General features: G+C 54.9%; 1 protein-coding gene. It reads left to right on the plus strand.

Translation table 11 applies throughout. The features are described from left to right. Positions 1-55: 55 nt before the first annotated feature. Positions 56-450: transposase (locus L8U60_RS10770; protein ID WP_269966361.1), on the plus strand; the 395-nt coding region annotated here is incomplete at its 3' end.

Raw genomic sequence — 450 nt, forward strand, 5'->3', positions numbered from 1 at the left:
AGGGTGTCAGGAAGTTTGTGTGTGAGGCTCTGATTCAGAAGGAGTTTCACCGATAATGACTACGGTGTCACCGAAGAAAAACTATGACCAGGACAAGGTCAACGAGATCAGCGCAAAGCTGATGGATAACCCTGAAATCGCCAAGCTGATTGGCGAGCTGTCGACTTCTGCCGATGATGCTAGCGATTTGGTCAAAGGGCTGTTGCAGGCCTCGATCAACGCTGGTTTGCAGGCGGAGATGGATGCGCATTTGGGCTACGGCCATTCTGACCGCAAGTCCAAAGCCCAGGTGGAAACCGCGCAGAGCAGCAATCACCGCAACGGGTCGTACACCAAAACTGTCGGCTCTGCTTATGGCGCGCTCGACATCACCATGCCACGGGATCGTGCTGGTACGTTTCGTCCGCAGATGGTGCCCAAAGGTGCTCGCAGGCTCACTGAGCTCGATGA

Source organism: Corynebacterium meitnerae, from assembly GCF_027570075.1.
GTDB classification, from domain to species: Bacteria; Actinomycetota; Actinomycetes; order Mycobacteriales; family Mycobacteriaceae; genus Corynebacterium; species Corynebacterium meitnerae.